At 61.3% G+C, this 25,106-nt stretch carries 22 protein-coding genes and 1 tRNA gene; 16 read left to right on the top strand and 7 right to left on the bottom strand.

Features of this window, described 5'->3' with window-relative positions; all coding sequences use genetic code 11:
• Positions 1-22: 22 nt before the first annotated feature.
• Both D8M21_RS07460 and D8M21_RS07455 read right to left on the bottom strand, forming a co-directional pair.
• Positions 23-619, bottom strand: a complete 597-nt coding sequence (locus D8M21_RS07460) for an arsenate reductase/protein-tyrosine-phosphatase family protein (protein ID WP_048679534.1) — start codon at positions 617-619, stop codon at positions 23-25.
• Between the two features lie 46 nt (positions 620-665).
• Complete coding sequence (locus tag D8M21_RS07455; protein ID WP_048679531.1) at positions 666-2,327, bottom strand: dolichyl-phosphate-mannose--protein mannosyltransferase; 1,662 nt, start codon at positions 2,325-2,327, stop codon at positions 666-668.
• A gap of 215 nt (positions 2,328-2,542) precedes the next feature.
• Here D8M21_RS07455 and D8M21_RS07450 point away from each other — a divergent pair, with 215 nt between their 5' ends.
• From D8M21_RS07450 to rsmA, 4 genes are read left to right on the top strand one after another with little or no spacing between them, the layout of a single operon-like run.
• Positions 2,543-3,553, top strand: coding sequence for a CgeB family protein (locus tag D8M21_RS07450; RefSeq protein ID WP_048679528.1), 1,011 nt, complete (start codon positions 2,543-2,545; stop codon positions 3,551-3,553).
• Positions 3,554-3,594: 41 nt separating this feature from the next.
• On the top strand, positions 3,595-4,512 hold the full coding sequence (gene rsmI, locus D8M21_RS07445) for a 16S rRNA (cytidine(1402)-2'-O)-methyltransferase (protein WP_048679525.1): 918 nt from the start codon (positions 3,595-3,597) through the stop codon (positions 4,510-4,512).
• On the top strand, positions 4,512-5,609 hold the full coding sequence (locus tag D8M21_RS07440; protein ID WP_053089956.1) for a TatD family hydrolase: 1,098 nt from the start codon (positions 4,512-4,514) through the stop codon (positions 5,607-5,609). Before rsmI ends, D8M21_RS07440 begins: the two co-directional genes overlap by 1 nt.
• Before the next feature lie 13 nt (positions 5,610-5,622).
• On the top strand, positions 5,623-6,543 hold the full coding sequence (rsmA, locus tag D8M21_RS07435) for a 16S rRNA (adenine(1518)-N(6)/adenine(1519)-N(6))-dimethyltransferase RsmA (protein WP_238651195.1): 921 nt from the start codon (positions 5,623-5,625) through the stop codon (positions 6,541-6,543).
• Here the strand turns inward: rsmA and D8M21_RS11365 are convergent.
• A complete protein-coding gene (locus D8M21_RS11365; RefSeq protein ID WP_085528656.1) occupies positions 6,540-7,181 on the bottom strand; it encodes a hypothetical protein in 642 nt (213 codons plus the stop codon). The two genes, rsmA and D8M21_RS11365, sit on opposite strands and share 4 nt — an antisense overlap.
• A 198-nt stretch (positions 7,182-7,379) precedes the next feature.
• Positions 7,380-9,194 carry an ABC-F family ATP-binding cassette domain-containing protein gene (locus D8M21_RS07425; protein ID WP_238651142.1) on the bottom strand — a complete coding sequence of 605 codons (1,815 nt, stop codon included), beginning with the start codon at positions 9,192-9,194 and terminating at the stop codon, positions 7,380-7,382.
• Positions 9,195-9,282: 88 nt separating this feature from the next.
• On the opposite strand from D8M21_RS07425, the gene D8M21_RS07420 reads away from it, so the two are divergent.
• From D8M21_RS07420 to D8M21_RS07365, 12 genes are all read left to right on the top strand, one after another.
• Positions 9,283-9,353, top strand: a tRNA-Gln gene (locus D8M21_RS07420).
• A 53-nt stretch (positions 9,354-9,406) separates the two neighbouring features.
• Positions 9,407-10,885, top strand: coding sequence for a bifunctional UDP-N-acetylglucosamine diphosphorylase/glucosamine-1-phosphate N-acetyltransferase GlmU (glmU, locus tag D8M21_RS07415; RefSeq protein ID WP_274542919.1), 1,479 nt, complete (start codon positions 9,407-9,409; stop codon positions 10,883-10,885).
• A gap of 3 nt (positions 10,886-10,888) precedes the next feature.
• Complete coding sequence (locus tag D8M21_RS07410; protein WP_048679514.1) at positions 10,889-11,875, top strand: ribose-phosphate diphosphokinase; 987 nt, start codon at positions 10,889-10,891, stop codon at positions 11,873-11,875.
• A 118-nt stretch (positions 11,876-11,993) separates the two neighbouring features.
• Positions 11,994-12,665: a glycosyltransferase family 2 protein gene (locus D8M21_RS07405; RefSeq protein WP_082156674.1), complete on the top strand. Its 672-nt coding sequence runs from the start codon at positions 11,994-11,996 to the stop codon at positions 12,663-12,665.
• Entirely contained in the window at positions 12,662-13,732 is a 1,071-nt protein-coding gene (locus D8M21_RS07400) for a hypothetical protein (RefSeq protein ID WP_048679509.1), read from the top strand. The genes D8M21_RS07405 and D8M21_RS07400 overlap by 4 nt, the downstream gene beginning before the upstream one ends.
• 6 nt (positions 13,733-13,738) lie before the next feature.
• Complete coding sequence (locus D8M21_RS07395; protein WP_238651180.1) at positions 13,739-14,479, top strand: acylneuraminate cytidylyltransferase family protein; 741 nt, start codon at positions 13,739-13,741, stop codon at positions 14,477-14,479.
• Positions 14,476-16,719: an N-acetylneuraminate synthase family protein gene (locus tag D8M21_RS07390; RefSeq protein ID WP_048679506.1), complete on the top strand. Its 2,244-nt coding sequence runs from the start codon at positions 14,476-14,478 to the stop codon at positions 16,717-16,719. Before D8M21_RS07395 ends, D8M21_RS07390 begins: the two co-directional genes overlap by 4 nt.
• Positions 16,719-17,852, top strand: a complete 1,134-nt coding sequence (locus D8M21_RS07385; protein WP_048679505.1) for a glycosyltransferase family 4 protein — start codon at positions 16,719-16,721, stop codon at positions 17,850-17,852. The genes D8M21_RS07390 and D8M21_RS07385 overlap by 1 nt, the downstream gene beginning before the upstream one ends.
• Positions 17,849-19,090: an O-antigen ligase family protein gene (locus D8M21_RS07380; RefSeq protein ID WP_048679503.1), complete on the top strand. Its 1,242-nt coding sequence runs from the start codon at positions 17,849-17,851 to the stop codon at positions 19,088-19,090. Before D8M21_RS07385 ends, D8M21_RS07380 begins: the two co-directional genes overlap by 4 nt.
• Entirely contained in the window at positions 19,087-20,196 is a 1,110-nt protein-coding gene (locus D8M21_RS07375; RefSeq protein ID WP_048679501.1) for a glycosyltransferase family 4 protein, read from the top strand. Before D8M21_RS07380 ends, D8M21_RS07375 begins: the two co-directional genes overlap by 4 nt.
• Complete coding sequence (locus tag D8M21_RS07370) at positions 20,193-21,143, top strand: glycosyltransferase family 2 protein (protein ID WP_048679498.1); 951 nt, start codon at positions 20,193-20,195, stop codon at positions 21,141-21,143. Before D8M21_RS07375 ends, D8M21_RS07370 begins: the two co-directional genes overlap by 4 nt.
• A 10-nt stretch (positions 21,144-21,153) precedes the next feature.
• Positions 21,154-22,314 (top strand): glycosyltransferase, encoded by a 1,161-nt coding sequence (locus tag D8M21_RS07365; RefSeq protein ID WP_048679496.1) that lies wholly within the window; start codon positions 21,154-21,156, stop codon positions 22,312-22,314.
• On the opposite strand, the gene D8M21_RS07360 is transcribed toward D8M21_RS07365, so the two are convergent.
• The 3 genes from D8M21_RS07360 to D8M21_RS07350 form a co-directional block, all read right to left on the bottom strand.
• Positions 22,311-22,601 carry a hypothetical protein gene (locus tag D8M21_RS07360; protein ID WP_048679492.1) on the bottom strand — a complete coding sequence of 97 codons (291 nt, stop codon included), beginning with the start codon at positions 22,599-22,601 and terminating at the stop codon, positions 22,311-22,313. The genes D8M21_RS07365 and D8M21_RS07360 overlap by 4 nt on opposite strands.
• A 6-nt stretch (positions 22,602-22,607) precedes the next feature.
• Positions 22,608-23,477 (bottom strand): nucleotidyltransferase family protein, encoded by an 870-nt coding sequence (locus D8M21_RS07355; RefSeq protein WP_048679489.1) that lies wholly within the window; start codon positions 23,475-23,477, stop codon positions 22,608-22,610.
• A gap of 83 nt (positions 23,478-23,560) precedes the next feature.
• The gene (locus D8M21_RS07350; RefSeq protein WP_238651140.1) at positions 23,561-24,922 is read right to left on the bottom strand and encodes a polysaccharide biosynthesis tyrosine autokinase; all 1,362 of its coding nucleotides are present in this window, start codon (positions 24,920-24,922) and stop codon (positions 23,561-23,563) included.
• Positions 24,923-25,106: the final 184 nt, after the last annotated feature.

Raw genomic sequence — 25,106 nt, 5'->3', positions numbered from 1 at the left:
GCGCACGGACGCCGCGCCAATATCAGTTCCGGGTCAGTGAGACCCACTGCTCCACAACGGGAAGAAGCTGGTTGAGGGCCGCCTCAATCTCGGTCATCGCAACACGTGCGGCGGCGTCTCCCTTACGGAAAGGGTCAGAGATGCCGTCGTCTGGCTGGGCCTTGGAAGAATACGTCCGCAGCCACGCGGCGGGGTCCACTGGGGCCGATGCGGGATCAAAGCCAGCCGCAAGTTCACGTGCCGCGTGCTTGAGCAAAAACGTGGTGCCGACGGCGCCTGGCCATTCATCGAGGATCCACTGCCGATGATGGGTCTCCATGACCAACACGATGTCGGCGTGGCTCACCATGTCACCCACGAGCTGTTGGCCCCGATGGCCGTCGAAGGGAACTCCTCGGCGCTCCAATTCTGCGCCCATCTCCGGGGCAACCGGCGACCCGACCACGGCGGCCGTTCCGGCGCTCGCGAATTCGAGTTGAGGACTGGATTCGCACTGGTGCCGGGCGATGAGTTCTGAGGATGCAGAACGCGCGATGTTTCCTGTGCAAACGAACAGAACGCCGAAGGGTGTGGGGCCGCCGACGTGTGTGGCCAACCTTCGGCTCACGCGACTGTTCACAAGTTTCTCCTCTGAGGTGCGAGGTGGCGATCATGCCACGGTTTCATCAGATCCAGGCGTCGAACCACATGCGCCAGCGCCAGTGATCGTAAGGGATAGTTTGCCCCGTCCAGATCGGCCAGAAGAAATTGGAAATCAAGAGGGCCGCGATCACGAAGACGCCGACGACGATGATCCCGAGCCGGCGCCGTCGGACCGAATCTCCGGGGCGGCCCAAGCCCAGCCCGAGAACCGCCGTCAAACCGAGAATCAGCCACGGCAGGAAAGAGAGCGCGTAGAAATAGAACGTCGTGCGTTCAGGGTAAGCGAACCAGGGTAGATAGCCCACCGCGAAGACCAAGAAGATCGCACCCATGCGCCAGTCGCGCTTGATGATCCACCAGATCAGGACGAAGATCATGGCTGCCGCCGAAGACCACCAGATCAATGGGTTCCCGACGTTCAGGATCGCAGCGGAGCAGTGATCGGTCATGCAGCCTGATTGGCCCGCGTCGTAGGACTGGTAGTAATACGAGGTGGGGCGGCCCAGGATTAGCCACTGCCAGGCCGGCGACATATAGGTGTGCGGCGTATCCAGGTGGGTGTGGAAGGAATATGCCTCCACGTGGTACTCCCACAGGCTCCGCAATGGCGCCGGAAGCCAGCGGACGCCTTCCCCGGGGTGCTGGTCGGCCCAATGGCGGTTGAAGGCATCGGAGGAAGCGAACCACCCGATCCATGTGACCAGATACGTGCCCAGGCCAATGACGACGACCGAAATGAACGCGGCCCAGGCGTCCTTGATCAGGGCTCCGGTAAACCAGCTTCGCGTGCCGACGACTCGGCGGGCCGTGATGTCCCACAGCACCGTCAGGATGCCAAAGATCGCGACGAAGAACAGCGAATTCCACTTGACGGCGACGGCCGCTCCGCAGGCCACGCCCGCCGCTACGCGCCACCATCGGAGGCCCAGCCAGGGGCCAAACGTGAGAACCGATGAGTGAGGAACTCCGCCGTCGGCAGCTTGCGATACGCGGCGGGCAAGGCGGCGTCGGCTCGATATTCGGTCGGCCACGAGCAGGGCAAAGGCCAACACCAGCCAAAACATTTGGAAAATATCCAACAGCGCCAAACGGGACTGCACGATGTGGAGACCGTCAATCGCCATGAGGAAACCGGCGATGGACGAGAGGGTGATGGAACGGAACATCATCCAGGCCAGCCACATGAGGATGGCGATGGAAAGAGTGCCGAAGACGGCGGCCGAGAATCGCCAGCCCAGAGGGTTGTTGTCGCCGAAGAGGAACATTCCGAGGGCAATCATCCACTTGCCCAAGGGAGGGTGCACCACATACTCGGGATGGTCGGAAGGCTGTACGGGGTTGCCCGCGAGGAAAGAGTCGTTGGCGTTCTCGGGCCACTGACGCTCGTAGCCGAAATGGAACAACGAGTACGCGTCCTTGGCGTAATAGGTTTCGTCAAAGGCCATCGCCTGGGGGTGGGCAATGTCCACGAACCGCAGCAAGGCGGCCACCACCATGACGACGGCGGGCCCGATCCACCAGAATCGGGGCAGGTACGCCGGGGTCACGCGCAAACGCTCCTGCAGAGCATCCACGCTGAAATGTTCCGGTAGGAATCGCGGAGCCGTCTTGGAACGCCCTGTGGAACGGGACGTGCGGCCGGTACGCGTGGTCGAGTCGTCAACGTGGGTTCTCACCCACCCCATGCTACGGGAGTGCAGCTGTTGGCCGACGCTATGTCGCCTGTGGAAAGCCTTAGACGGTCAGGGCGCGGGAGCCTCAAGAATCTCGATATAGTAAAAGGCCGATCGCCCGGTTGTAGTTCGCGGGTTCACGGGCCCCTAACCTACGGAGGGCCGTTGTTCGTCACAGAATCTTCGGGGGTAGGTTCCCCGGTACGTATGAGTCGGGAGGACTTTTCGTGAAGGCTTCGCACCGTCTGCTCATCTTGAGCCCTGCCTTTCATGATTACGATGTCGCGTTTGCCGCTGCCTTCGAAGAACTGGGTTTCCAGACGCACACCCATCTCTATGATCGATTTGCCAGCCTTTCCCAGAAGGTCAAAAACAAGGTGCGCTTCGAGCTTCCGGAACGCCTTGGCCGGGATACCACTCAACGTCGAGAGGAATACGCCAACGCGGGAATTTTGACGACCCTGCGCGAGGTCAAGCCGGACCTCGTGCTGGTGATCAAGGGCGACGTCTTGCACCCCGACGTGTGGCAGGAACTGGAAACCCGGAAAATCCCGGTGGTCTTGTGGCTCTGGGACGAGGTGCGGCGAACGCGGTGGAAGCCCGAACGGCTCCGTGAGATTCCGCAGGTCGCCAGCTATTCCGCTTTGGACGTTGAGGCTTTTCGAGAGAGCGGGATTTCCGCGACCTACGTTCCCATGGGGTTCGACCATCTTCTCGAGTTCCCGACCTTGCCCTTTGCCCCCGAAATCACCCACATCGGAGCCCGGTACCCCAAGAGGCAAGCGATGATTGAGGGCCTGTATGGCCGGGGATTCCGGGTCAAAACCTATGGCCGTGATTGGTCCCATGATGTGCGAGATCGGCTCAGAACCTGGGGTGGCGATCGCCCCGACGTGCCCTCCGGGAGGGACCTGGACCGGGCCCACGCCTACGCGACTATGCGCGATAGCCTCGCGACGCTCAACATCCACGGTGACCAAGACGGTTTCACGATGCGTACCTTCGAAGCCGCTGGCGCAGGGGCCGTCCAGCTTTGCGATCGTGCCGACGTCGCCGAGGCCTACGAGCCTGGACGGGAGATTTTGACCTTTTCCTCCGTGGACGAAGCTCGGGAACACATCTCCAAGATTCAGGCCGATCCACGGTGGGCGGACTCCATCCGGACCGAAGCGCGGCGTCGTACGTTGGCCGAACACACTCTGGTCCATCGGGCCAGGGCCATCCAGGAACTCTGGTAGGAATGGTTCGGCCGGCCGCGCCCATTGGCTAGGCTGGGTGGGTGAACTCGACAACGGAAATACCTGACCACGCTACGGATACGGCGTCCGAGGGGCAGCTTGTCCTCGCCGCCACCCCGATTGGCAATCTTCGAGACGCCAGCGAACGGCTCAAGGAGTATTTGTCGAGCGCCGACGTCATCGCCGTGGAGGACACCCGGCGCTTGCGTACATTGGCCTCGGGCCTCGGCGTGACCGTGTCCGGACGCGTCGTGACGAATCACGACCACAACGAGTCCCGCCGGGCCCAAGAGCTGACGGCGGACATTGCCGAAGGTAAAACGGTTCTGCTGATGTCCGATGCCGGCATGCCGACGGTTTCCGATCCTGGATTTCGCGTGGTTGAGCAGGCGGTTGCGGCCGGTCTGACCGTCACCTGCGCTCCTGGCCCCTCTGCGGTTCTTGCAGCACTCGCAGTCTCGGGGCTACCGACCGACCGTTTTACGTTTGAGGGCTTCATTCCCCGGAAGGCCTCCGAACGCAAATCCCGACTCGCGCAATTGGCGACTGAACCTCGCACCATGGTTTTCTACGAGGCACCTCATCGTCTGGATGCCATGCTGGGCGCCCTCGTGGAGTCCTTCGGAGACGAGCGGCGAGCGTCGGTTTCCCGAGAACTGACCAAACTCCACGAAGAGACCCTTCGCGGCACCCTCGGGGAACTCTTCATGTGGGCAGACCAGCATCAGGTTCGCGGAGAAATCGCCGTGGTGGTTGCGGGCGCCCCCGAACCGGAAGCGGCACGGCCCGAGGCCCTCGTGGATGACGTCGAGGATTTAGTCGCCGCGGGTTCACGGTTGAAGGCGGCGGTGAACGACGTCGCCGCCCAGCACCAGGTCGGCAAGAGAGATCTGTACGAAGCCGTATTGGCGCGGCGGTCCGATCAGGACGACACTCACGAGGGAGGAACGCTCCGCTGATGTGTACGAACCACGAAACTCACTGGCGCCACCTGTCACCCGACGCTCAAAAGCTCCTATCCACGCTCTGGCCGGAGCCTCGCGACCGCCCGCACCAGGAACCGGGAGCCACGCCTCCGGCGTATCAGGCTGAGCGTTATGTTGGCGTGGCTGAGGAAGAGTCGGGGGAGGGCACTCGACGGCGCGGAATCTCGGGAGAGGACGGCCGCTCACGGAACCTGGTGTTTCCTCCCGCGCCAGAACCTCTACCCGTAGCTATCGTGGACGATCACACCCACATGGATTTGCTGGATGGAGAGGTGGACGTCTCAGCTCGCGATGCCTTGGACACGGGTGAGGCCGCCGGTATTGGTGCGATTGTTCAGGTCGGTTGTGACCTCGAATCCTCGGCCTACGCGGTGACGGCCGCTGAGACGGATCAGCGTGTGCTCGCCGCTGTGGCGATTCATCCGAATGAGGCTCCAGGGCTAGCCGCTTCCGGAAAGCTCGATGCCGCCATGGACGCGCTCGCCGACATGGCGTCGTCCTCCTCACGCGTTCGCGCCATCGGAGAGACCGGACTGGACTATTTTCGGACTGAGCCGGATGGTCGGGAGGCCCAGCAAGACAGTTTTCGCCGTCACATTCGCCTGGCCAAAGAGTTGGGTCTGGCCCTGCAAATCCACGACCGCGACGCCCACGACGACGTCGTCGCCATTCTGCGAGAAGAAGGCGCCCCGGAGCGCACGGTCTTCCATTGCTACTCCGGTGGGCCCGAGCTGGCCGAAGTGTGCAACGACGAGGGTTGGTATATGTCCTTCGCGGGAACCGTGACCTTCAAGAATTCCCACGCCGTTCAGGAATCCCTGGACATGGCTCGCCCAGACCTCATTCTCGCCGAGACCGATGCCCCGTTCCTGACGCCGCACCCGTACCGAGGACGGCCCAATGCCTCGTATATGACCAATTACACGGTTCGGTACATGGCGCAGAGGCGGGACCAGGACCTCGCTGAGCTCTGCCTCCAGATTCGCGAGAACGCCCTCAGCGTCTATGGCTCGTGGGGCTTCGGTGAGTTCAGCCGTGACGCCACGGGTCGCTCGGTGGATGGTCTGTAGAATTCGGGACGTGATGGAACAACCGCTATTGGGAGCCGCAGAGATCCGAGATCTCGCCGAGCGCGCCGGCATCCGCCCCACGAAAACACTCGGTCAGAACTTTGTGATCGACCCCAACACGATCCGACGCATCATCTCCACCGCGAAGGTCCGGCCGGAAGAAACGGTGCTGGAAGTGGGTCCCGGGTTAGGTTCCCTGACGTTGGGTCTCTTGGATGCTGCCGATCGTGTGGTTGCCGTCGAGATCGACCCGCCACTCGCGAAACAACTGCCAGAGACCGCCCAGCGCTTCCGCCCCGACAAGGCAGATCGACTCGACGTCGTGCTCTCGGATGCCATGCGAGTCCAGCAGCTTCCCCACGAGCCGACGGCCTTGGTGGCGAACCTCCCGTATAACGTGGCCGTGCCCGTACTGCTTCACCTCCTGGCGCAGTTTCCGTCGCTGACGCATGGACTCGTGATGGTTCAGGACGAGGTGGCCGATCGGCTTGCGGCTGCTCCTGGAAGCAAGACGTACGGAGTGCCTTCCGTTAAAGCGTCGTGGTTTGCCGAAATCGCTAAGGCGGGGGTGATCGGTACCAACGTGTTCTGGCCAGCGCCCAAGATTCGTTCTGGGCTCGTATCTTTCACCCGTCGTCCGGAACCGCTCGCCGAGGTGGATCGGTCGGTGCTCTTCGACGTCATCGATGCCGCGTTTGCCCAGAGGCGCAAGACCCTACGAGCCGCACTCGCCGGCTGGGCCGGTTCGTCGCAACGCTCCGGCCACATACTCGAAGCCGCAGGGGTAGACCCCGCATTGCGGGGGGAACGGTTGGATGTGCATCAATTCATCCGCATAGCTCAGGCCGCCGAAAAGGACCGGGGAGAAAAGCTGGAGCTCGACGAAAGCGTGGCAACCCCTCGCGGATCATCGCTAGGGGATAAACCTTCCTAGTAGATTCCGTTGGGGCTGACGGCTCCTTGGTTGGCGTCGCGAACGACGCTGGAGTCGATCGGCACCGTCTGAGGACTGACGATGGTGCCGCCGGACACGCTCCGAATGATGATCTTGTTGGTAATCCTGCCTTTGCTTGACGCTCCGTCGCGAAAAGTGAAAAGAACGTTGACGGCGCCGGAGCCCCTCTTGGCTACGGGCAGCTGCGTGTTTTCCGGAATAGTCCAGGTAATCGTGGTGGTGAAGGTCGATGAATTGTAGCTACCTCGGGACACCGAACCGAAGCTGCTACCGAAGGTCATGGAACGCTCGTCCGTGGCATTGGGATTCAGCCCGACGACATCGATGACCATCGTGATGGGTGCCTGCGTGGTGATGGGAGTGTCCGAGGCAGGGACGCCCAAATTCAAGTAGGCGCTGTTGAAGTAACCGTCTGAACCGCCACCACCGTCGAAGAGCACAGCCAAATCTGGGTTCGTTGGGGAGGCTGCGTAGGCGGGGATTGCGGCGGTTGTGGCAACCAAAGGCGCCGACCAAGCCGCACCCTTGGCGATGTCTCGACGGGATAATTGCGTATGTTCCATGAGTGGCTCCTGAACTTGGTCGATGGAGACGATCCATCGTTCGGAAACGTCCACGCCTCGATTCTTCGAAATGGCGGCCTGCCGTCTGGAGGGCGCGGAGGCGCACCAATGGGTGACAGGGATCGTCCACATTTAGTGGTTCTTTTGGACAAATCCTGAGATAAGACGTTGCCCACGCTAACGGTCAAAGTTCCTACCGTCTAGGGGAAACGGAGCTTGTCTCGGCTACTGATACGCCTGAGTACAGAAACGCTATCCGGTAATCTCCGAAAGTTCGAGCCAGCGCATTTCCAACTCGTCGATCTGGTCCTGGATGTCCTGTGCCTGACGTCCAAAGGCGGCCAGACCTTCATAGTCGGATTGGTCATGGGCGGCCATCTCCTCGTGCAAGGCGCGCCGAGATTCACTCAGCCGATTCAACTTGCGATCGATGGCCTTGATTTCCTTTTGGGCCTCGCGAATCTCTGCGCCGGAATATCGCGAAGCGGGACCGTCCTGAGCGACGGCGGGTGCCGGTTCTGTGGCGTTGCGGGCCCGTGCTTCCGACTCTTCCTGCAACTGGAGGTACTGATCCACACCGCCCGGAACATGCCTGAAATGGCCGTCCATCACGGCGTACTGCTGATCGGTGACGCGTTCCATGAGGTAACGGTCGTGGGAGACCACCAGGAGCGTGCCCGGCCAGGTATCGAGGAGATCCTCCATGGCCGCGAGCATGTCAGTGTCGAGGTCATTCGACGGCTCGTCCAGAATCAAAACGTTGGGCTCATCCAACAAAATGAGGAGCAACTGCAGACGTCGTCGCTGGCCACCCGAGAGGTCTCTAACCGGCGTGGACAGCTGAGCGTTCGTGAATCCGAGGCGCTCCAACAACTGCCCCGGCGTCATCTCCTTGCCGTCGGCCATGTAGCTACTGCGCTTCCGACCGATCACGTCAGAAACGCGGTCGTTTTCGATGTCCTTCAACTCGTCCAATTGTTGGGTCAGCGTCGCAACACGCACCGTGGAGCCAGTCTTCACGCGGCCGGTGCTCGGCGTGACCTCGCCGGTGACCAGGCCCAATAACGTCGACTTTCCAGCGCCATTGACGCCGAGAATCCCCGTACGTTCCCCGGGCGCAATCCGCCACGTGACGCTCTGGAGGACCTTCTTTTCGCCGCCGTGGGGTAGCGGGTAACTCACGGACACATCCTCGAGATCCACGACGTCTTTCCCCAGCCGGGTCACGGCCATTTGAGAGAGGGCCACAGTGTCTCGGACCGGAGGAACATCGTTGATGAGTTCGTTGGCGGCGTCGATGCGGAACTTGGGTTTTGATGTGCGTGCCGGAGCGCCGCGGCGAAGCCACGCCAGCTCTTTGCGCATCAGGTTCTGCCTCTTGGCTTCGGCGGCCGCGGCCTGTCGATCACGTTCCACGCGTTGCAGGATGTACGCGGCGTAGCCTCCCTCGAAGGGTTCGACGACGCCGTCGTGAACCTCCCACGTTTGGGTGCAGATTTCGTCCAAGAACCACCGGTCGTGGGTCACCGTCAGAAGTCCGCCCTGATTCTTGGGCCATCGCTGATTGAGGTGACGAGCCAGCCAGGTAATCGCTCCGACGTCGAGGTGGTTGGTGGGCTCATCCAACATGAGCACGTCCCAATCGCCGATGAGCAACTGTGCCAAGGCGACGCGGCGTCGCTGGCCGCCGGAGAGGGAGTTGACGGGTGCGGTCCAGTCGAGGTCCTGGACCAGGCCGGAAATGATGTCGCGGATCTTAGGGTCGGAGGCCCATTCGTATTCGGGAGTATCACCCACCATGGCGAAGCCCACAGTGTGATCATCGTCGAGTACATCCGACTGATCCAAGTAGCCCACTCGGACCCCGGAACGCACCGTCACGCGTCCATCATCAGGATGGATGCGTTGCGCCAGAAGGGATAGAAGCGTGGACTTACCGTCGCCGTTCCGCCCTACGATTCCAATGCGATCGCCTTCGGAGACCCCCACGGTCACGCCTTCGAAGACGGTGCGAGTGGGGAACTGAATATGAAGCGATTCGCCGCCGAGTAGATGTGCCACGTCCATAGCCTACGTGTTTGCCGTCTGCGCGCAGAACCACGCAAATGCTTTGATACGATGAGTAACCGTCCGGGGCTGATGGCCCATGTGACAATCCGCCTTGGTGTAATGGCAGCACAGCGGCCTTTGGAGCCGTTAGTCTAGGTTCGAGTCCTAGAGGCGGAGCGACATTGATGCCCTCCGCATCGACATCATCCATTTCGAGGAGTCTCACTCTCTTGACCTTCGGCACTCAGGAATCACCCTCCGCAGTTATCGTGTTGGCGGCCGGAGCTGGGACTCGCATGAAGTCCTCGCTCCCTAAGGTCATGCACCCCATCGGTGGGCGTTCGATGGTTCAGCACGCGATCGCGACGGCACGGGAACTGTCACCCGAGCACCTCGCCGTCGTCGTGCGGCACCAGCGGGATCTCGTGGTGCAGCAGGTGACGGATTTCGACGATCAGGTGCGCATCGTTGACCAAGACGAGGTTCCCGGAACCGGCCGCGCCGTTGAAGTAGCCGTAGATGCTCTGGACGCGTTGGGGGGCGGCGACATCCAGGGAACCGTGATTGTGACGTACGGTGACGTTCCCCTTCTAACTTCCGCCACGATCAGCGACTTGACGCGCTATCACCGTGAGCAAGACAACGCCGTTACGGTCCTTACGACCAATCTCGAATCTCCCGGCGGGTACGGACGAATCATCCGCAATGAAGGCGGAGAGGTCACGGCGATTGTCGAAGCTAAGGACGCAACTCCTGAGCAGCTCGCCCTGACTGAGGTCAATTCAGGTATCTACGCCTTCGACGCCGCGGTCCTTCGTGAATCTCTTCGGTCCGTGACCACAGATAATGCCCAAGCGGAGAAGTATCTGACGGACGTGCTCTCCATTGCGCGAGATAACGGCCACCGCACCTCGGCTTTGACGATCGAGGATCGCTGGGAGGTCGAGGGTGCCAACGATCGTGTCCAGCTGTCTCAGTTGGGCAAGATTCTCAACGAGCGCATCACCGAACGCCACATGCGCAACGGCGTGACGATCGTTGATCCCGCCACCACCTGGATCGATACCACCGTGACGATCGAGAACGATGTCACGATCCTGCCCGGCACTCAGCTGCACGGAGACACGTCGATTGGGACGGGCGCGACCGTCGGGCCAGATTCCACACTCACCGACGTCCGCATCGAACAACATGCCACCGTCACACGCGTCCACGGCTCGGACTCCGTGATCGGGGAAGGCGCGACCGTCGGGCCGTTCACTTACTTGCGACCGGGAACCGTCTTGGGCGGAAAAGGCAAGATTGGCGCCTTCTGCGAGACGAAGAACGCGGAGATTGGGCAGGGAACCAAAGTTCCGCATCTTTCTTACCTAGGCGACGTCGAGATCGGTGAGAACTCGAATATCGGTGCGGCTTCCATTTTTGTCAATTACGACGGCGTGAATAAGCACCGTAGCGTCATCGGTTCTCATGTACGCATGGGGTCCGACAACATGTACGTCGCTCCGGTCACCGTAGGCGACGGCGCCTATTCAGGCGCGGGAACGGTGATCCGCAAGGACGTCCCCGCCGGGGCGCTCGCCATTAATGAGGCTCCCCAGCGCAATATCGAGGGCTGGGTCGAAAAGAAACGATCGGGAACGGCGGCCGCTGAGGCTGCACGTCGTGTTCGTGAACGGAATGCCGACGAAAGCATCGAGGCAGGCTAACCCATGACCCAGACCATGACGAATCCGGGTGAGAAGAAGATGGTCCTGGTGACGGGACGTGCTCACCCCGAGCTGGCCGAGGCGGTGGCCGGGGAACTGGAGTGCGATCTCCTGCCCACCTCGGCATACGACTTCGCCAACGGCGAGACGTACGTGCGTTTCGAAGGTTCAGTGCGCGGAGCGGATTGCTTTGTGATGCAGTCCCATCCCATGCCCATCAACCAGTGGCTGATGGAACAGCTCATCATGATCGATGCACTCAAGCGGGCGTCCGCGCGTCGTATCACCGTCATCGCGCCGTTCTATCCCTATGCCCGGCAAGACAAAAAGCACAAGGGTCGCGAGCCGATCTCCGCACGCTTGATTGCGGACCTCTATAAGACCGCCGGTGCCGACCGCATCATGAGCGTCGACCTGCATACCTCGCAAATCCAGGGCTTCTTTGATGGCCCTGTGGATCACTTGATGGCCATCCCGCTGTTGGCCGGTTACGTGAAGTCTCGCGGTTTCGATCTCGATAACGTCACGGTTGTTTCTCCGGATACCGGACGTGTGCGTGTGGCGGAACAATGGTCCGAGTTGTTGGGCGGCGCACCACTCGCGTTCGTTCACAAGACACGCGACATTTCCGTCCCGAACCAGGCCGTCTCAAAGACGGTCGTCGGCGACATCGAGGGACGTTCCTGCGTGCTCATCGACGATATGATCGACACCGGTGGAACGATTTCCGGGGCCGTGAACGTCTTGCAGGAGGCCGGCGCTAAGGACGTCATCATCGCCGCTACTCACCCCGTTTTCTCGGGTCCGGCGTGCGAGCGCTTGTCCCAATCGGGGGCGTCCGAGGTCATCGTGACCAACACTCTTCCCGTTCCGGAAGAGCATCAATTCGAAAACCTGACGGTCCTCTCGATCGCTCCGCTGATTGCCCGCGCGATCAAGGAAGTATTCGAGGACGGCTCGGTGACGAGCCTCTTCGGAGGAGTTGGATAATTAGGTCGTGAGGCATCCGTCGGATGGGGGTCCGATGGATGCCTTGGCATTGTTTTAGTGGGGGTAAAACAACCATGTCACTGACAACCGCGTACGTCCGGGACGCGGCTAGACCCTCGTGGGTGAGGGCCTCGTGAACGAAGTGTCGATCATCATTCCGCATTTCGGAGACCCTCGGCCCACCCTTTCTCTGGTGGATTCCATCCTGGCGGGGAAGAGGGAGTCTACGAAGGTTGAAGTCATCGTCGTCGACGATCACTCTCCGGAGCCTCTTCCGGCCTTGCCAAAGCCGTGTCGCGTCATACGCCGTCCGGAAAACGGGGGTTTCGGGGCCGCCGTTAACACTGGCTTGAAAGTTGCCTCCTGTGAGGTCGCCCTGGTTCTCAACAGCGATCTGACCATTTCGCGCGATTTTGTCCGAGACTTTGTGCATGATGCGCAACGTTTTGGACGGGCCGTAGTCTCACCTCACGTAGTTAATGGACAAGGGCGTTCCCAGTGGGCTGGCCGGCACCGTCCGACCGTGAGGAGCCAGGCCGTGGAGTGGCTGGCACTCCCGGGGCCAATCCGTCGCACGCGGTGGTGGCATGAGGTCGTAGGCCATGACACTCGGTGCACGGCGGGTGCTATCAGGCCGGTCGATTGGGTCATGGGCGCGTGTATGGCGATCCCGGTGGAGCCGGTACGGAAGATCGGCGGATGGCGGGAAGAACGCGCCCTGGTTTCGTCTGACGGCACGTACTCCAAGGCCAACGAGGGCGTGCTTCGTGACGAAGGAGAACACTCATGACTCCCTTAGATCACCCCAAGGACTTGGCGGCATGGCAAACATGGCAACGGCGTCGTCACCTCCTGCGTGAAGCCAAGGCTTCCGTGATTTCCGTGGCACGGCGTCGGACCGCCGCACCGGAATTCATGACGATGCATACCCAGGCTGAGGCCCCTGCATTACTGCTCGCCCTCGACGCCACCACCCCCACGAAAATCGCTGCCCTGATCAAGCCGCTAGAGCAGCTAGTGGGCAGGCTCCCCGTGGGTGTCTTGGCGCCGGCTGAGGTTACGGAGCACCTGCCGGGCGGGGGCTGGACGGCTCGGCGGCTTCCGCGAACGGCTAAAGCCCTACGCGAGCAGGCGCAATCGGGCGGCACGTTGTCCGGTGTATCCGGCGTCATGAGCACAGGGCATTACCTCCCGGTCGGAGGCGTTTCGAATGCATGGGCGCAAGATCGGGGCCTCGCCATTTGGGTTGTCCAACATGGCCTCCTCACACCCAAGGCTCCGCCGCTTCCCTCGGACGCGCGAGTTCTCGCATTTTCAGAAGCGGACGGTGGCTTCTGGGCCAGCGGGCGGGACGACGTCGAGGTGCATGCGGTCGGCTCTCAGCTCTTGTACGAATCGGCCCAACTTGTGCCGGTTACGAGCAGTAGCGGCGTGGCTCCGGTGTTCCTGGGGCAACTCCACGGGGTGGAGCTTGATCGGATGTCCCTCATTCAATCGACCTACCGTTTTTGCCGGGACGTGGGGGCGATCTACCGGCCGCATCCCGGGGAAAGGGACATTGCCTCTCGGACCGTTCACCAATGGTGGGAACGCGCGGGCATTCCCTTCGATCGGTCGGGACGAGCCTTGACGGATCTTCGCGCGCCGGTGGTGTCCACCTTCTCAACCGGCGTTCTCGAGGCTGCGGCTCGCGGCCTCGACGCCTGGGTGTACCACCGTCGTCCGCCGGCATGGCTAAACGAGTTCTGGCAACGTTACGACATGAGACCGTGGGGTGAAGAGCCGACTCCGCCTCCGGCTCAACCGGTCGAGGCACCGGCCCGACGTATCGCGGACATTGTCTGCCAATCGAATTGAGAAGTGATGGACTCCATGAAGAACATCCTGTGTGTTATCCCCGTGAGGGGCGGTTCCAAAGGCATACGTCGCAAGAATCTGCTGCCGATTGCGGGCCGGCCACTGGTGGAATGGACCGTGATGCAGGCGCTTCAAGCGCAGCGCGACGTACACGGCGAGGTCGATTTCCGCGTCGTCGTTTCAACGGATGATCAGGAACTCGCCCAGATCGCGAGGGAGGCCGGGGCCGAAGTTCCATTCATGCGTCCGGCCGAACTCGCGGAAGACACCACCGCAACAGAGCCCGTCATTGAACATGCCATGGCGGAATATCGCGACCGTGGATTCGACCCCGATGCCGTGGTGTTGTTGCAAGCAACGTCGCCGTTGCGTTTGCCCGGCACCATTGCGCGGGCGGTCCGCGATTTCCTTGCCAGCGAGGCAGACTCGATGGTCGGCGTCATACCGCAGGGGCCTTTTATTTGGGCGGCCGGAGAAACCCCACGAGCGGAATACGACGTGATGAATCGGCCGCGCCGTCAAGAGCTGACCCGCGAGACCTACCGCTACAGGGAAAACGGCTCCCTCTACGTCACCTCTGCCGGGATATATGACCGGCTCCATAACCGCCTCGGCGGAAAGATCGAACTGTTCATCATGGATGAAATCGAGGGAGTGGATATCGATACGCCCATCGATTTCGCCGTCGCGGAAGCACAGCTTCGAGAAACCTACCCAAATCACTCCAGCGAAGGATTCAACCAGTGATTATCGAGCGCAATGTCACTCCCTATGTGGTGTTTTCGGAAGATTCGGTGCTCACCGCCCTGCAAAAGATTTCGGCCAATGGTCACCGAATCGTTTTTTGTGTGGATGCTTCGGGAATCCTCGAGGGTTCCCTGACCGACGGAGACTTCCGCCGTTGGCTCCTGGCTCATCCCGACGCGGACCTCACCACGGCGTGCCTGCAGGTGGCCAATCGGCAACCGCGCACGTGTTCCCACACGAGCGAACCGGCCGAATTGAGGGGACTCTTCGGTCACGGAATCGAGCATCTACCGCTCATCGACGAGCGCGGTCATCTCATCGGGATTGCCCAAGACTCCTCAGATTCATTGAAAATCGGACGTCACACGATCAGTAAGGATCACCCGGCGTTCGTCATTGCCGAGATCGGCAATAACCACCAGGGCGATCCGGACCTCGCTAAACGGCTCGTCGATCTCGCCGTGGATTCGGGGGCCGACGCCGTAAAGTTCCAGCTACGGGATATGGACGCTCTTTACCGTCAGTCCGGGGGTAAATCAGCTGGCGAGGACCTGGGCGCGCAATACACGCTGGACCTTCTGTCGAAGTTCTCCCTGTCCGTCGAGCAAATGTACGACGTCTTCGACCACTGTAAACAGCGCGATATCGATGTGCTGTGCACCCCGTGGGACGTTCCCTCTCTGGACGCGCTGGTGGAATACGGCATTCCGGGGCTTAAGGTTGCCTCCGCAGACCTGACCAACCACGAATTGCTACGCGAGATGGGCCGGCGGGGCGTGCCGCTGCTGGTTTCGACCGGAATGTCTCGGGAAGACGAAATCTTGGGTTCCGTGGAACTCTTGCGGCAGACCGGAGCGAGCTTTGCTCTCCTGCAGTGCCAATCCACCTATCCGGCGCCGTACAAGGACGTCAACCTCGCATACATGGACCGACTGGCAGAACTTGGCCAGTGCCTGGTTGGTTATTCGGGGCATGAGCGTGGCTACCATGTGGCCGTTGCCGCAGTCGCTCGCGGGGCCAAAATTATCGAAAAGCACTTCACGGTGGACAAATCCTTGGAAGGTAACGACCACCAAGTATCGCTCCTTCCCGAAGAATTCGCGGCCATGGTCCGAAACATTCGCGACGTCGAAGCCTCCATCGGCTCGGCGGGGCCCCGGGCGGTGTCCACGGGCGAGCACATGAATCGCGTGAACTTGGCGAAATCTCTGGTGGCCACGCGAGATTTGTCGGTGGGCGACGTCGTCACCGCCGAGGACGTCACGGTGAAGTCCCCGGGGCGAGGGCTGCAACCGAATGCTCTGAACGCCCTGATCGGCCGCACGCTTCACCGCTCGGTTGCGCAAGGGGATTTCTTCTACGAGGGCGACCTCAAAGATGCCGCAATTCGACGAGGCGGTTTCAGCTTTGACCGACCGTGGGGCCTGCCGGTTCGGTATCACGACTTCCGCGGGCTGATCGAGCACTCGACCCCGGACTTTTTGGAATTCCATTTTTCCTATAAGGATCTGGAGATCAACGTTGAGGACGTCTTCGACCACAAGCTCGAGATGTCTTTTACGACGCATTTGCCCGACCTATTCTCGGGGGACTTCCTCGTTGATCTCGCCTCTCCTGAGGCCGAGCATTGGGAACGCTCGATCGCCGAGGTTCAGCGCACCATCGACATCACCAGGAGCCTGACCCAGTACTTTACCGTGGACGACGACCCGATCATGGTCGTCACGATGGGTGGCTTCACTAAGGACGGCCATATTTCCGCGGGTGAGCGGGCGGTCAAGTATGAGCGCATCGCGGAAGCCTTGAAACGGCTGGATACTTCGGGAGTGCGCCTTGCCGCGCAGACCTTGCCGCCGTTCCCGTGGCTCATGGGAGGCCAACAGTTCCACAATCTCTTCTTGGATCCCCAGGACACGGCCGAATTCGCACGCGCGACCGGGACAGCCCTGTGCCTGGATATCAGCCACACCGTCTTGGCCGCGAACTTCCTGGGTCTGCCGCTCTCCGAAGCCGTGGAAATGCTCGCCCCGGAATCCATTCACTTGCACCTCGTGGACGGCACTGGAGTCGATGGTGAAGGCGTGCAGGTAGGCGAGGGCGACGTCGACTGGGCGGCACTCGGGGCCCAACTCCGGCGTCTGGCACCGAAGGCCTCATTCATCCCCGAAATCTGGCAGGGTCACGTCAATAACGGGGAGGGTTTCTTCACCGCATTGGAGCGTTTGGAGAAGTGGATCTGATGAGCCGTTCCCGTGCACTCTGGTTGGTGCCCGTACCGGAAATTGGAGGGGTTGCCCGGCACGTCTTGGACGTAACCGAACGAGGAATCCCGGGATGGGAAGTCGTGGTCCTGTGCCCGGCGGGAGCGCTCGCGGACCGGCTACGGGAACGCGGCGTTCGTGTGCTCACAGGGCCTTTCGGAACGGGGCACGGTTACGTGAGATCGGTGAGGACGCTCCGCTCGACGATCGCGGAACTGTCCCCGGATCTCGTGCATTCCCACTTGGCTTTCGCCGACGTGGTTGCGGCGTCGGTGGTGGGTTACCTCAAGGTTCGAGCTTTTCTCGCCGGTGGATACCCCACACCGCTGCTGGCGACGACGGAACACGGCATTGCGCCGGAGGACTCGACCTATCAATCTCGGCGTTGGAGGGGCTTGATGATGCGCATGCTTCACGGCGCCCGTTTGCGCGTGACCGACCGGAAGATCGCGGTATGCGAGTCGACTCGTCGTGTGATGATCTCCAAGTGGCGAGCAACGAGGGTCCGAGTCATTCGGAACGGAGTAGACGCCGGCCGGATTCGCAAGCAAGTGGAGGAACGCCGGACGAGCAAGCTCCCTGACCCAAGGCCTACTTTCCTCACATTGTCGAGACTCGCCGAGGAAAAGCGCCTCGACGACGTCATTCGCGCCTTTGCACTGGTCCAGAAGCAGCGACGCGACGCACGCCTAGTCATCGCCGGAGACGGGCCGCTCCGGGATTCCCTTCGCGGCCTCGTACGGGGGCTACGGTTGGAAGACTCCGTGGAATTCGCTGGGTTCATGGATCCCGTGGAAGCGATGGCGGAGGCTGATGTTTTGGTGCAAATCTCGGCTTGGGAGAACTACTCCTATACATTGCTTGATGCCGTAGCCGCACGGGTCACGGTGGTGGCGAATGACGTCGGAGGAAATGCCGAAATTCTGCCGCGCGAAAGGTTACTGCACGGTAAGATGAGTCTTCACGGATTGGCACGTGATATGGAGGCGGCGTTATCTGCTGGCGCCGTCGAATCGGGGGATCTCACGACCATCGATGAAATGACGGCCGCCATAGCCGACGCCTATTCGAGCGATCAGCATCGAGAACGCTGTGGGGGAAGTGGAGTATGACCGTTCGCAAGGAACTCGATCCGACGTCACGGAGCCTGTTGACGCGGGCCCGTGAGACGGTCGTGTCCGAAGCCGGATCGTTGCGCTTGCTCGAGTTCATGATCGGGTGCATGGCTGCCTTCGTGGGCACCTCGGCTCCTGGCCTGCCGGGGCAGCTCCCCATCACGTATGTAGCCGTCCTCCTTGGGGTGGGTGTGGCCTTCTTGCGCCGCCCCCGATACACCTTCTCCTCCGACGTCCGTTGGTGGCTCGTGGTGTTGTCTCTTGGACTCGGGTTCGCCGTGGTGGTTTCGATGGTGGCGGGGTACGCCACCACAGGAGAATGGACCCGACGAATATTCCGAGTGGGTAGCGTGGTGATCTTCGCGCTGGTCCTCGCCTCGGGCCGGCTCCACTTCCGGTCCGTGATTCGCGGGTTCATCGCGATGTTGGTGATCAACGTTCTGTTGTTCTATCTGGGATTGACGTCGAACACGTACGGCGGATATCTCACGGGAATTTTTGGAGACAAGAACCAGGCCGGTCTCAACTACGCGGTGGGAGCCGTGCTGGCGTTGATTGCATACGAGCATCGGCGCGTCGGGATCGCCATTTTCGTGGGGCTGGGGGTACCCCTGTGGCTGACGGGATCTCGAACCTCGCTAGCCGCCTACGCCGTCGCGGTCTTGTGGATGCTCTTCTCTCGCAGGGTGTCGTTACCGTTCAAGGTCATTGGTGCCCTCGTGATCATGTGGCTCGTGGATAACGTCGAAAAGAACTTCGCCCGGATCGGCGTCTTTTCGGACCGGACCGGCACCGATGCTCTTCGTGACCGCATTGATGCCGCTTCCTTCGCCAAGCTTCAGGATTCGCCGTGGTACGGCCGAGGTTTGAGCCAAGCCACCGTTGTCATGGAGGAACACACCTGGTATTTCCATAACGGATATTGGCAACTCCAGATCGAGGGAGGCTTCGTCCTCCTGATTGCTGTTGTGGGATTCACGGTGTTCGTGGGAGGGCGCCTTCTACGCTCAGGAGCCACCACCACGGAACGTGTGATCGTCCAAGCGGGAGCCCTTGCCGTCCTCATCTGTGCGTGGAAGCTCGGCGACGTCTTTTTGACCACGTCCTGGGCCTTCGTGATGGCAGCCGGAATTCGTGCTGCACGCCATGAAGACGAAGCAGCGGGTACTCAAGCTCCGGGACTGTTGAACATACGCTCATCGTCCGGAACAGCGACGGGCCTGGGGCGAAAGTGAAGCCTTCAAGAGCATCCGCGAAAGGAACACGACGCATCTACATCGCCACCAATAACGGCGATATCTCTGGCGGCGAGAACATGATGTTCTCTATCGCGCACGCTCTGCGTGATTCGGGTCGGGAAGCGACGATCGTTGGCCCGAGCTCTCCAGGGGACACTGTGGCCCGTGCGCGGGCCGAAGGGTTCGACGTCGTCGAGCTGGCTGCGTCTAGCCGCCGGGACTACCTGCTCAAGTTGACGCTCTTTGGCATTCGCCACCGCCGTGACTGGGTCTGGTGCAACGGGCTCGTTCCATCCTTTGCCATGAGTTTGCACCCGCGACGCATTGTCCACCTGCATCAAATCCCCGTGGGTTTCCAACGCCTGCTGGCACGAGTGGCCTCCTTCGGTGCTCGAGCGCGACTGGTTCCATCACACTTTGCGGCGCAAGAAGTCACCGGGTTCCAGGCCTTTCCGAATTGGGTCCCACGCGTCGAGGCGACGCCGCGATCCGCGGGTCCCACGAACAATCCCACCCTCAGAATTGGGTTTATGGGCCGGATCTCGACGTTGAAAGGCGTGGTCACACTGGCCGCCGCGGTTCGACGAGTGCAAGAGAACGGGTTGACCGTCGAGCTGCATCTCAGCGGCGGTTCGGCACACGTGAGCGACGAGGAATCACGCCGAGTGGAGCAAGCCCTTGACGACCTGCCGGAGGGCACCGTGGTACGCCACGGATTCATTGCCCCGCGGGATTTCTATCCGACGATCGATGTCTTGTGCGTTCCGTCGGAGTGGGGAGAGGTCTTCGGCTTGGTGGCGGCCGAAGCCATGAGCGCTCGCATGCCCTTGGTGGTCAGCGACGACGGCGGATTACCTGACGTCGTCGGGAATCACCATGAGTGGGTCTATCCCGCCCGAGATAGTGAAGCCCTGGCGCACACCCTGGAAAATCTCCATCACGTCATGACGGAAGACCCGCTCCGCCTCTCCCAGGCGACTCACATGTCCTACGAGCGTTGGGCGGAGCGCTTATCGCCCGGGGCCGGTGCGGTCCGCACTCGAGAACTGGCGGATCGTCTGCACCTTCCCTTCACTTCTCGTGCCGAAAGGAATCGTCCGTGACCGCAGAACCAGCCGCATCCGTCGTCATCCCGACCCGCGGTGGACGTGCGCGCCTGCACTTTCCCCTCGATGCCCTGCGGAATCAAACGCGGTCGGACTTCGAAGTCATCGTGGTGATCGACGGAGACATTGACGACACCCTGACGCTGGTCCAGCAATACCAGGCGGATGGATTCGAGACGCTTCGAGTGCACCGCTTCGAGGAGAATCAGGGACGATCTCGAGCACTCAACCAAGGAATCGAGATGGCTCGCGGTCGCGTCATCATCCGTTGCGACGACGACCTCGAACCGCGCCCCGACTTTGTGGACCGCCACATTCACGCTCATCGAGGACGAGACTTATCGGCTGTGGTTGGGCTGACCACCAATATATTTCCGGATGGGGCCTACGCCCAGGCATACGGCCGCCCGGCCAATGATGCGTTCATCGCCGAGGCCCGTCGGAGTTCCCCCGATACGCACTGGAAATTTTGGGCGGCCAACTGTTCGGCCACCCGCGCGGCCTATCAACGTGTCGGCGGCTACGACGAGGCCTATCGTCGTTACGGCTGGGAAGACGTCGACATGGGCTACCGGTTAGCGGCCTCCGGAATGTCGGTTCGCATCGACCCGTCGCTGACGGCAAAACACCACGGACCCGCCCTCACCGCTGAGGGGCGCACTCTGCGATCCCTTCACTCCGGTGCCGCACGCGAAATCTTCGTGCTCACCCACGGCGGCGAAGCCCTCGGCCCGCCCCATAAACCCGGAGGACCCTGGGGCTGGGCGGTCCGTTCGCTGGCCACCGTCATGACCGAACCCGTTGCCCGAGCCGTGTCTCGCCTCGTTGATCGGTTACTTCCGGTACTTCCCGCGACATTGGGCCGCAAGCTCGTAGCGCTGTGCGTCGAAGCCGCCGGACTCTCCGGAATCCGCCACCCGGGCCGCGCCCGCACGACCTTCTGAGGAGCCAGCCATGTACGTGACCCTGACCAGGCTCGGACGGGCGTTGCGACGTCATTCGTCGCCCCGGTCGCATGTGCCGATCGCGATTGCCCACGACTACCTGACGCAGCGCGGCGGCGCCGAACGGGTCGTGCTCGCTTTGCACCGTGCCTTCCCCGAAGCCCCCATTTATACGACCATGTATGACCCAGAGACGACGTTCCCGGAATTCCGTGACGCTCACATCGTCACGTCTCCTCTCAATAAGGTTGCCTTCTTGCGACGCCGGCATCGCTTGGCCCTGCCGCTGCTGCCCTTGGCCGCCGGACTCCTTAGGGTCCCGGCACCATTGACCATCGTTTCCAGCACGGGGTGGGCCCACGGATTTCAGGCCACGGGCCGCAGCGTGGTCTACTGCCACAGCCCGGCACGGTGGCTGTACCTCAGCGACCAGTACCTTGGCGACAAGGCCGAAGGCGGGCTGACGGCGAAGGTACTCGCGGCGCTGCGGCCCAGCCTCACGCGTTGGGACCGCTGGTCCGCGCGTCAACGCCATCAGCCGTACATTGCCAATTCGACGGTCGTTCAGCGCCGCATCGCCTCCGTGTATGGGATCGAGGCTCCCACGATCTTCCCACCACACAGCGTGGACCGCGACGCCGACCAAGAGCGAATTCCCGGCGTTGAGTGGGAGAACGGAGACTTCTTTCTCATCGTCTCTCGGTTGCTTCCCTATAAAAACATTCAGCACGCCATCGACGCCGTGCGTGGGACGTCTTACCGTCTCCTCGTGATCGGGGCGGGGCCGATGGAAAAAGAGCTGAGGCAGAACCTCCCTGACAACGTGCGGCTAGTCGGCGGGTTGGCTGAATCCCAGATGCGATGGGCCTACGCACATTGTGCGGCCGTTCTCGCGGTTTCCTACGAAGATTTCGGCATTACCCCGTTGGAGGGCGCGGCCTTTGGCAAGCCGACCATCGCGCTGCATGCCGGAGGATTCTTGGACACCATTCGCCCGGGGGAAACCGGGGTGTACATCGAGAAGCCCTGGCCCGCGGACATCCGGGAAGCCCTAGAGTCCTTTGACGGGGGCCAGTTTGATCCCCAGGCGATCCGTGACCACGCGGAAACTTTTGGCTACGCCCGTTTTGAACGCGAGATCAAGGCCTACCTCGACGAGCATGTGAGCTAGTCCGCTGCGCAATCTCCAGCGGGGTCCTCGACGAGCAGACCGTGGTCCAGCAAGTGCTGATACGTCTGGCTCGCCTGGGCGCGCACCGTCTGGGGATCTTCCGAGAACATCTCGGCAAGAACCGTCACGGACTCCTCGAAGTCCATTCCTGCGGCCCAGCACTCCCACAGGTAGATGGCCGAGCCCTTGAGCTCTAAGGGCATCTGGGAGGGGACCTTCGCGACGAGGCAATAGTCCCTGGCCTCGGAGCTGGACCGGACCCAAGCGACGTCGTCGGCAATTCGCATGAACTTTTATCCCCTTCGAGACTTTGGCGTGATGCGTTGTAGGGCGCCCCGGGTGACATCGCGGGTTCCCAGACCGAGCCGGACAAACCATTGTTTGGTGATTTCTCCACGAGTGGGAGTGTGCCCCAACTTCATGGCCAGATGATCCGTGTTGACCAGGAAAGCGCGGCCGAGAGTGGTTGCTTTGCCTCGAAGAGTTCTTTCGGCGGCCAGGCGAGCTCGCCATTCGGTGAGGCGCGATCCGCCGTCCATCATGTACTTCCACAGGAGGTAGTCGGGGTGGCCACGGTATTCATCAAGTGTGCCGCGCCAGGCGGCGAATCCGACCTCGGCGCGAAGCTCCTTGGCTCGTTGGGAGAGCCGTTCGAAGTCTTTTTCGGAGAGGATCTTGTGGAGATGCGCCGAATCGTGGTTTCCTCGGGAGCCATCGCGGACCGTGTGCAATAGGACGAAAAGTACCTGATCGAGGTGGCTCAAGACGGTACACGGGAAATGAGCGATCTGAGCCTTTTGGCGATCTTCCCAGAGCCGTTCAAAGGCGGTATCTGGGTCCTCTTGTAATCCCGGGAAGAGACGATGCACGTCTACCGGACCCCACCAGTCGTGTCGGTACGTGGCGGCATGATGAAACGCGGACCCAGATTCGAAGCTGGCCACTTCTTCCCAGCCTCTGTTTCTGATGGCCTCGACGAAACGTGCCACGTGTCTGGGGCGAACTAGGACGTCGGCGTCGCTGCTGGTACGCAGCGGCGGGTACAAACCATCTTCGGTGGCATACCCCTTGATATGGATCAGGTCCACATCGGCCTGATCGGCGAGAGATTGCAGGGCGGCATGGCCCAGCTTGATCCGATCGCCCACCTCGTATGCGTCCACGGAATCCTCCTCACCGATGCCCAGGTGGCCTTGCGGAGAAGGATTGCCGCCCCCGATGTTCGGTGGCGGCAATCCTTAGATGACTATTTTTTGGTACCCGCCGACTCGGAGCCCTGGCCCGAGCGGCCGTAGTACGACTTGTACTCCGAACGGTAGCCGCCGTAGCCGAAGCCGTAATACTGCGAGCCGATGCCCTTGGCCGGGGCCATGTTCATGACGGCGCCCAAGACGTTGCCCTGGACCTTGTCGATCATGGCCTTCGCGCCTTCTGCCTGATCCCTCCGGGTGGACCCCACCTTGGTGACCAAGATGGCGCCGTCAACACTCGTGGAGAGCAAAGACCCATCGGTCACGGGCAACAACGGCGGGGCGTCGATGAGCACCAGGTACTCCCGAGCGAGTTCTTCGATGAGCTTGCGCATCTTGGCAGAGCCGAGCAACTCGGAGGGATTCGGTGGGATGCGACCGGCGGGCACGACGTAAAGCTCGCTCTCGTGGAACCGCTGGATGGCCTCCTCGATGCCGACCTGGCCTGAGAGAACCTGCGAGAGACCGACGCCGCTATCGATACCGAAAATCTTGGCGATCGTCGGGCGGCGCAGATCGGCATCGATCAGGACCGTGGGCTGGCCGGCCTTGGCAAAGGCGTGCGCCAAGGATGACGTGACCGTTGACTTGCCTTCACCAGGGTTGGGGCTAGTCACGATGATCGAACGCGGCGGCTGGTCGACACTAACGAAGCGCAGATTCGTGCGCAGCTGACGGAGAGATTCCGCGGATTGATGGTCAGCGGCGTCTTCCAAGAAGCTGTTCTGATCGAGGGCATTGGTCTTGGGTAAAACTCCAAGGACTCCAAGGCCGGTGGATTCTTCCATGTCCTTCGTGGTGCGGACTCGCACATCCATGAAACGACGGATGAAGACGACCAGATAGACGATGATCAGGCCGGCCGCGGCGCCAAATAAGACGTATTTCTTGACGTTCGGACCCACGGGGGAACCGGGCTTTTGGGCATCATCCAGCGGGATCACTCGAACAGACCGTGAACCATCGATCTCGTTGACGGTGTCGGCGGTTGCCTTGAGTGAGGCATTCGCCAATGCCACGGCGTCCTCAGGGGAACTGGCGGTCGCTCGAACTCGGATCAGCGTCGAACCGTCCTCCACGGAAGGCTCGAGGTGAGAGGGGATCGCGGCAGCATCGAGGCTCGTTTTCGACGAGGAAGCGATTTTTTGTGCCACGGGAGCGCTGGTGATCAGCGGAAGATAAGCCTTGGCCTTGGACTGGGCGGCGGCGTCGCCAGAAAGAATTTCCCCGGCACTGCCGGTGGTGGGATCTTCGGACTTGCCCAGGGTGACATACCCCGAGGAGGTCGCGGCGTAGGTCTTGGGCTGGATCAGGGTTGTCCCGTACCCGACCAGCGCGCCAACTAAGATTCCAACCACGAGCAAAATTATGTTTGCCCTAGTAAGCCTAATAAAATCCAGTAATGTCATTGAGTTCCTCGAGGGTAGCCCCATCTGCCCTGTCAGGGATTATTGTGCGGCGGTTCTGCTACAAACGTGATGAGGCCGTCGAGAAAGACGATCTCAGCTCGTTCACGGACAAAGTTCAATCTAACATCATCGA

The sequence above is a fragment of the Kocuria sp. HSID16901 genome (assembly GCF_003989425.1).
In the GTDB taxonomy this organism is placed as follows: Bacteria; Actinomycetota; Actinomycetes; order Actinomycetales; family Micrococcaceae; genus Rothia; species Rothia massiliensis.
The sequence above is the reverse complement of the archived record's forward strand: the minus strand, read 5'-3'. Positions and strand labels throughout refer to the sequence as shown.